We start from the raw sequence: 6,409 nt of genomic DNA on the forward strand, positions 1-6,409 counted from the left end.
AGATGGGCGAGTTAGAGATCAAGGAGCGGCAGGACCCCGCCATCGCGAGCAAGCTCGCGCCCACATTAGATTTGCGTCGAAGGCAGATTTATAGCCACTGAGCATCAAGTGTGGGAGCGAGCTTGCTCGCGATAGCGGTGGGTCGGTTGGAGGTCAGTCAGAGGCTGTCTTGCAAATGCCCGCGCAGTGCCTGCAGGTCAAGTTGCAGCTTCTTCAACTGCTCCAGGGTCTGGCCGCTGGCGGCGAGGATGCATTGGGGGATGTCGAGGGCTTTTTCGCGCAGGGCGCGGCCCTGTTCGGTGAGTTCGACAATCACCACACGTTCGTCTTCACGGCTGCGGGTGCGGCTCAGTAGGCCCTCGACCTCCAGGCGCTTGAGCAGTGGCGTCAGCGAGCCGGGGTCTGTCAGCAGGCGCGTGCTGATTTCACCGACGGTCAATCCGTCCTTTTCCCACAACACCATCATCGCCAGGTATTGCGGATAGGTCAGGCCGAGGGCCTGTAGCAGCGGCTTGTAGACTTTGGTCATCAGCAGCGACGTGGAGTGCAGGGCGAAACAGACCTGGTTGTCGAGTAGCAGGGCTTCGCAGGCTTCGGGGGTGTCGCGCAGGGTGTTCATGGCAGAACCTTCAATCAATGATCGATACGAATCTAGCGGGCGAATCTTTAATGCACCAGATAATTCTGATATTTCGGATGGATGTTACGTTTCCCCGCTGGCGCCGACTGCGTAGGATAAGCGCCCTGAGGAAAAGGGGAGTCTTCTGTGTTCGAATTTGCACTGTTCTTGGTCTTTGGTGCCGTGTTGGGCACCTTGGGGGGATTGTTCGGGATCGGTGGTGGCCTGATTGCCATTCCGGTGCTGGGCGTCTGGTTCGGCCTCGACCAGCAAATGGCCCAAGGGACAGCGCTGGTCATGGTGGTGCCCAATGTGATGCTTGCGTTGTGGCGCTATCACCAGCGCAATCGCATCGAATTGCGCCATGTCCTGCCGTTGGCTTCCATGGGGTTCTGCTTTGCCTGGCTGGGTTCGATCTGGGCCGTGGGGATCGACGCGAACAGCATGCGGATCGGCTTCGTCGCGTTCCTGATCGCGCTGACACTCTACAACATGGCCCGCATGTTCGCCGCCAACGCACCGGCTTCGGCGCAGATGCGTTATGGCTGGCCATGGCTCGCCGTGCTTGGGGCGGCGTCCGGTACCATGGGCGGCCTTTTCGGTGTTGGCGGGGCCGTGGTCGCGACGCCGATCCTGACCAGCATTTTTGGCACCAGCCAGGTGGTCGCCCAGGGGTTATCCCTGGCACTGGCCTTGCCCAGTACTGGCGTGACCCTCGCCACTTATGCGTTTCACCATGAGGTGGACTGGAGCATCGGCCTGCCGCTGGCCGTCGGTGGCCTGCTGAGCATCAGTTGGGGGGTGAAAGTCGCCCACGCCTTGCCGGAGCGGCTGTTGCGCGGGCTGTTTTGCGGTTTCCTGGTGCTGTGCGCGGTGCTGCTCGCCTTTAAAGTTTGAAGCCTTCGACGATGTGCTCGGCCAGGCACTCGGTGATCGGCGATGGGTTATGCAGGTTGCGGATCAGCATGATGCTGGCCTCGGGCAGTTCCGGCAGGTCTTCAGCTTCGCCCAGTACGCGCATGTCCGGGGTCAGCAGGCTTTCCAGTTGCGCCGTGATTGCCAGGCCGGCGCCCACCACCGCCATGAGCGCCGACAGGCTCGAGCTGTTGTATGCCACGCGATAATCGCGACCCATGGCATCCAGCGCATTGCAGGCCCATTGCCGGCAGAAACAGTCACTGTTGAACATCGCCAGCGGCAGTGGTGTTTGTTCATGGACATTGAAGCAAGCGGCTTCGGCCCAGACAAAGCGTTCCTTGCGCAGCAACTGGCCGATTTCGTCCCCCGGTTTGCGGGTGACGATGGACAGGTCCAGGTCCTGGCGCAGTAGCAACTGCTTGGACGATTCGCAGTGCACTTCAATTTCGATCAGCGGGTAGAACTGGGCGAAGCGTTGCAGGATGCCTGGCAGAAAGCGCATCACGTAATCGTCCGGCGTGCCGATGCGCACCGTGCCGACCATGTGCGGTTCACGCAGGGTATTGAACACTTCGCTGTGCAGCTTGAGGATCCGCCGCGCGTAACCCAGCAGCACCTGGCCTTCAGCGGTGAGCTTGACCTGGCGTCCGTCACGTTCGAACAACCGCCGCTGCAATACATCTTCTTCCAGCCGCTTCATCTGCATGCTGACGGCAGACTGGGTGCGATTGACCAATTCCCCGGCCCGGGTGAAACCGCCCTGGTCGGCGATGGCGACAAAGGTACGCAGCACTTCCGTATCGATGCTCGGGTAACTCGACAATTGATCAATCTCCGAGATGTATTGCATAAGAAACATTCGTTGGATTGATCTTATCGTTAGCGTGAGACTTGATCCATCCCCAACGGAGGACATCACGATGAAAGGTCAAAAAGGTTATCTACTGATAGACAAACTCTCCCACGGCTTTTCCGTCAGCGCCCTGCTGCACAAGTTTAGCCGCTGGTACGAATTGCACCACGAGCGCGAACTGCTGGCCGGAATGAGCGACGAGGCGCTCAAGGACATTGGCGTGAGTCGTGCCGATGTGGAGCGGGAAGTGGTTCGGCCATTCTGGGACGACCCAATGCACAAATGAGCCATCCTTTCCTACACAAACCCCTTATTGGTGAGGTAGGTTGCGAGCAGACAAGGAGATCTCCATGCCCGCGACTCTGTCCTTTACCCTCAAACAGGCCCGGCGTCTGGCGTTGGCCGCCCAAGGATTCGATGGGCGCTCACCGCCAGCTTCGGTGCAACCCTCACGCCTCAACCGCCTGATCGAACGCCTCGGCGTCCTGCAGATCGACTCAGTCAATGCGTTGGTGCGCGCGCATTACCTCCCGCTGTTCTCCCGTCTCGGTCACTACAATCGCGATTTGCTTGATCAAGCAGCCTGGAGCCAGGGCCGACGTCGTACGCTGTTCGAGTACTGGGGGCATGAAGCCTCGCTGCTGCCGATGTCGATGTATCCGCTGATGCGCTGGCGCATGAATCGGGCGTCGGGTGGCGAAGGGATTTATCAGCAGTTGGCGCGTTTCGGCCAAGAACGCCAGGATGTCATCCGCCGCGTTCTGGCGGCGGTCCAGGAGCAGGGCGCCCTGGGTGCGGGCAGCTTGTCTACGCGTCAGGAAAAGGCCGGGCCTTGGTGGGACTGGAGTGCGGAGAAACATGCGCTGGAGTGGCTGTTCGCCGCAGGCGAAGTCACGGTGGCGGGGCGGCGCGGGTTCGAACGGCTCTACGACTTGCCCGAACGCGTACTGCCGGCCTCGATCCTGCAGCAACCGTTGCCGGACGAGGCCCAGGCCCAGCGCGCCTTGCTGCTGCATGCAGCTGACGCCTTGGGCATTGCGACAGAGAAAGACCTGCGCGACTACTTTCGCCTCGCTCCGGCCGACAGCCGCGGGCGCCTGGCTGAGTTGGAGGAGGCCGGAGAGCTGCTGCGCTGCCAGGTGCAGGGCTGGAAACAACCGGCCTGGTGCCGACCCGCGGCGAAAATCCCTCGCAAAGTCGCCGCCAGTGCCTTGTTGTCGCCGTTCGACTCGCTGGTCTGGGAGCGCGACCGCACCGAGCGGTTGTTCGACTTTCGCTACCGGTTGGAGATCTACACGCCTGTCCACAAGCGGGTGTATGGCTATTACGTGTTGCCGTTCCTGCACAATGAACGCATCGCCGCTCGGGTGGACCTGCGGGCGGAGCGGGCCCTGGGCCGGTTGGCGGTGCATGCGGTGCATGAGGAAGAGCCGGGGTTGGACGAGGAGGGGGTGCAAGCCTTGGCGGTGAACCTGCGGCGCATGGCCGATTGGTTGGGGTTGGAAAGGGTCCAGCTCAATTGTCAGCGGGTGGGTGGGGTTCGCTTGGCGGTGGCATTGGCCCAGTTAAGTGGTGACTGACCCGACGCTATCGCGAGCAAGCTCCCACATTAGATCTGTTGTGAACACAAAACCTGTGGTCACCCGGGACCCCCTTGTGGGAGCGAGCTTGCTCGCGATAGCAGTCCAACCGGCGAGGAAGAACCTACCGCCGAACCTGCTTCAACGTCTCGGCAATCAGGAACGCCAGCTCCAGCGACTGATCGGCATTCATCCGCGGGTCGCAGTGGGTGTGGTAGCGGTCCGATAGCCCATCCTCGGTAATCGGGCGCGCGCCGCCGATGCATTCAGTGACGTTTTGCCCGGTCATCTCGATGTGAATTCCGCCGGCATAGGTGCCTTCGGCTTCGTGGACCTGGAAGAACTGCTTCACTTCGCCGAGGATCTGCGCAAAGTCCCGGGTCTTGTAGCCGCTGCTGGCTTTGATGGTGTTGCCATGCATCGGGTCGGAGCTCCACAACACTTGCTTGCCTTCACGCTGCACGGCGCGCAATAGCGGCGGCAAGTGTTCGCCGACCTTGTTGGCGCCCATCCGGGCGATCAGGTTCAGTCGGCCGGGGTCGTTCTGCGGGTTGAGCACGTCGATCAGGCGTATCAGGTCGTCCGGATCCATGCTCGGGCCGGCCTTGACCCCGATCGGGTTGTTCACCCCGCGCAGGAATTCGACATGGGCGCCGTCCAACTGACGGGTACGGTCGCCGATCCACAGCATGTGGGCCGAGCAGTCGTAATAGTCGTTGGTCAGGCTGTCACGGCGCACGAAGGCTTCTTCGTAATTGAGCAGCAACGCTTCGTGGGCAGTGAAAAAGCTGGTTTCACGCAGTTGCGGCGAGCTGTCCATGCCGCAGGCGCGCATGAATGCCAGGGTTTCGTCGATGCGGTCGGCCAGGTGGCTGTATTTTTCCGCCAGGGCCGAGTTGGCGATGAAGTCCAGGTTCCACTTGTGCACCTGGTGCAGGTCGGCGAACCCGCCCTGGGCGAAGGCGCGCAGCAGGTTCAAGGTGGCGGTGGACTGGTGGTAGGACTGCAGCAACCGCTCCGGGTCCGGTACGCGGCTTTTCTCGTCGAAACCGATGCCGTTGACGATGTCGCCCCGGTAGGCCGGCAGGGTCACGCCGTCGATGGTTTCGTCGTTGGCCGAGCGCGGCTTGGCGAACTGCCCGGCCATGCGCCCAACCTTGACCACCGGGCAGCCGGCGGCAAAGGTCATGACGATCGCCATCTGCAAAAGGACCTTGAAGGTGTCGCGGATCTTGGCCGCCGAGAACTCGGCAAAGCTTTCGGCGCAGTCGCCGCCTTGCAGCAGGAACGCCCGGCCTTGGGTCACCTCGGCGAACTGACGGCGCAACTCCCGGGCTTCGCCGGCAAACACCAGTGGCGGATAGCTGGCCAGGGTCTGCTCCACCTGCAACAGGTGCGCGGCATCGGGGTAGCGGGGTTGTTGCTGGATCGGCAGGGCGCGCCAGCTGTCAGGGCTCCAGGGTTGGCTCATCGTGATCTCTAGGTGATTTACGCTCGGACGGCCATGTTATCAGCAAATTAGTGCGTGACCTGCTCCGGTTGCTTCGCGGACAATCGCGCCTTTGTCCCGTATCCGCAGGCTCAAGCCGGCACGGTCACCATCAGGAGATGAAATGACAGAGGAGCGCGTCGAGCATTTGCTCGCCGAGGTGCACGACGAGTTCGGCATGATTCGCGTATTCGAAGTGGCCGATTATCGGTTTCTTGAGTTTGGCGATGCCATCGAGCAGAGTTGCGTGTTCACAGCCGATCCGAGCTGGCTCGAATATGACTATACCCGCGCCATGCTCATTGGCGCGTTGTGTCACGAGCAGCCGGAAAGTGCACTGTTTCTGGGGCTGGGCGCTGGTACGTTGACCCAAGCCTGCCTCAAGTTCCTGCCGCTGGAAGATGTCGAGGCCATCGAATTGCGCCCTGACGTGCCGCGCCTGGCCATCGAATACCTGGGGCTGGATGACGATCCGCGACTGTACATCCGTGTTGGAGATGCACTGGAACTGCTTGAAAGCGCTGAGCCTGCGGACCTGATTTTCGTCGACCTCTATACCGATGTCGGTCCTGGCGTCGGGCACCTGGCCTGGGGCTTCCTGGAAAACTGCCAGAAACGCCTCAACCCGGGCGGCTGGCTGGTGATCAACCAATGGGCCACCGACGATGGAAAGCCATTGGGCGCGGCGCTGTTGCGCGGTTTGTACCACCGGCATTATTGGGAGCTGCCGGTGAAGGAGGGCAATGTGATCCTGATCGTGCCGGCGGACCTGGATCAGGAGCTGGACATGCAAGGGCTGGTTGCCAGGGCCGAAGGGCTGGCGCCAAGGCTGGGTTATTCGTTGCAGTCGTTGATCAAGGCCATCCGCCCAGCGACCTGATCAAAGGCCCCCAAAACCTTTTGACAAGTGAGTTCCCCTGTGGCGAGGGAGCTTGCTCCCGCTGGGCTGC

The 6,409-nt window shown here is 61.4% G+C and carries 7 protein-coding genes; 4 read left to right on the top strand and 3 right to left on the bottom strand.

All coding sequences use genetic code 11. From position 1 onward, the window contains the following. Positions 1 to 157 precede the first annotated feature (157 nt). Positions 158 to 619: a MarR family winged helix-turn-helix transcriptional regulator gene (locus tag V7773_RS07160; protein ID WP_063322315.1), complete on the bottom strand. Its 462-nt coding sequence runs from the start codon at positions 617 to 619 to the stop codon at positions 158 to 160. A gap of 147 nt (positions 620 to 766) precedes the next feature. Between V7773_RS07160 and V7773_RS07165 the strand changes: the two genes are divergently transcribed. After that, positions 767 to 1,516: a sulfite exporter TauE/SafE family protein gene (locus V7773_RS07165; protein WP_063322314.1), complete on the top strand. Its 750-nt coding sequence runs from the start codon at positions 767 to 769 to the stop codon at positions 1,514 to 1,516. On the opposite strand, the gene V7773_RS07170 is transcribed toward V7773_RS07165, so the two are convergent. Beyond that, a complete protein-coding gene (locus V7773_RS07170) occupies positions 1,506 to 2,360 on the bottom strand; it encodes a LysR substrate-binding domain-containing protein (protein WP_027912697.1) in 855 nt (284 codons plus the stop codon). The two genes, V7773_RS07165 and V7773_RS07170, sit on opposite strands and share 11 nt — an antisense overlap. Before the next feature lie 97 nt (positions 2,361 to 2,457). On the opposite strand from V7773_RS07170, the gene V7773_RS07175 reads away from it, so the two are divergent. Next, positions 2,458 to 2,676 (top strand): DUF1127 domain-containing protein, encoded by a 219-nt coding sequence (locus tag V7773_RS07175; RefSeq protein ID WP_063322313.1) that lies wholly within the window; start codon positions 2,458 to 2,460, stop codon positions 2,674 to 2,676. Between the two features lie 64 nt (positions 2,677 to 2,740). Then, on the top strand, positions 2,741 to 3,970 hold the full coding sequence (locus V7773_RS07180; RefSeq protein ID WP_336072812.1) for a winged helix-turn-helix domain-containing protein: 1,230 nt from the start codon (positions 2,741 to 2,743) through the stop codon (positions 3,968 to 3,970). Between the two features lie 124 nt (positions 3,971 to 4,094). Here the strand turns inward: V7773_RS07180 and V7773_RS07185 are convergent, their stop codons facing one another. After that, on the bottom strand, positions 4,095 to 5,441 hold the full coding sequence (locus tag V7773_RS07185) for a class II 3-deoxy-7-phosphoheptulonate synthase (RefSeq protein WP_336072813.1): 1,347 nt from the start codon (positions 5,439 to 5,441) through the stop codon (positions 4,095 to 4,097). Between the two features lie 142 nt (positions 5,442 to 5,583). On the opposite strand from V7773_RS07185, the gene V7773_RS07190 reads away from it, so the two are divergent. Beyond that, the gene (locus V7773_RS07190; RefSeq protein WP_003199402.1) at positions 5,584 to 6,339 is read left to right on the top strand and encodes a spermidine synthase; all 756 of its coding nucleotides are present in this window, start codon (positions 5,584 to 5,586) and stop codon (positions 6,337 to 6,339) included. Positions 6,340 to 6,409 lie beyond the last annotated feature (70 nt).

It is taken from the genome of Pseudomonas sp. 3JA (genome assembly GCF_036961705.1).
In the GTDB taxonomy this organism is placed as follows: domain Bacteria; phylum Pseudomonadota; class Gammaproteobacteria; order Pseudomonadales; family Pseudomonadaceae; genus Aquipseudomonas; species Aquipseudomonas fluorescens_Q.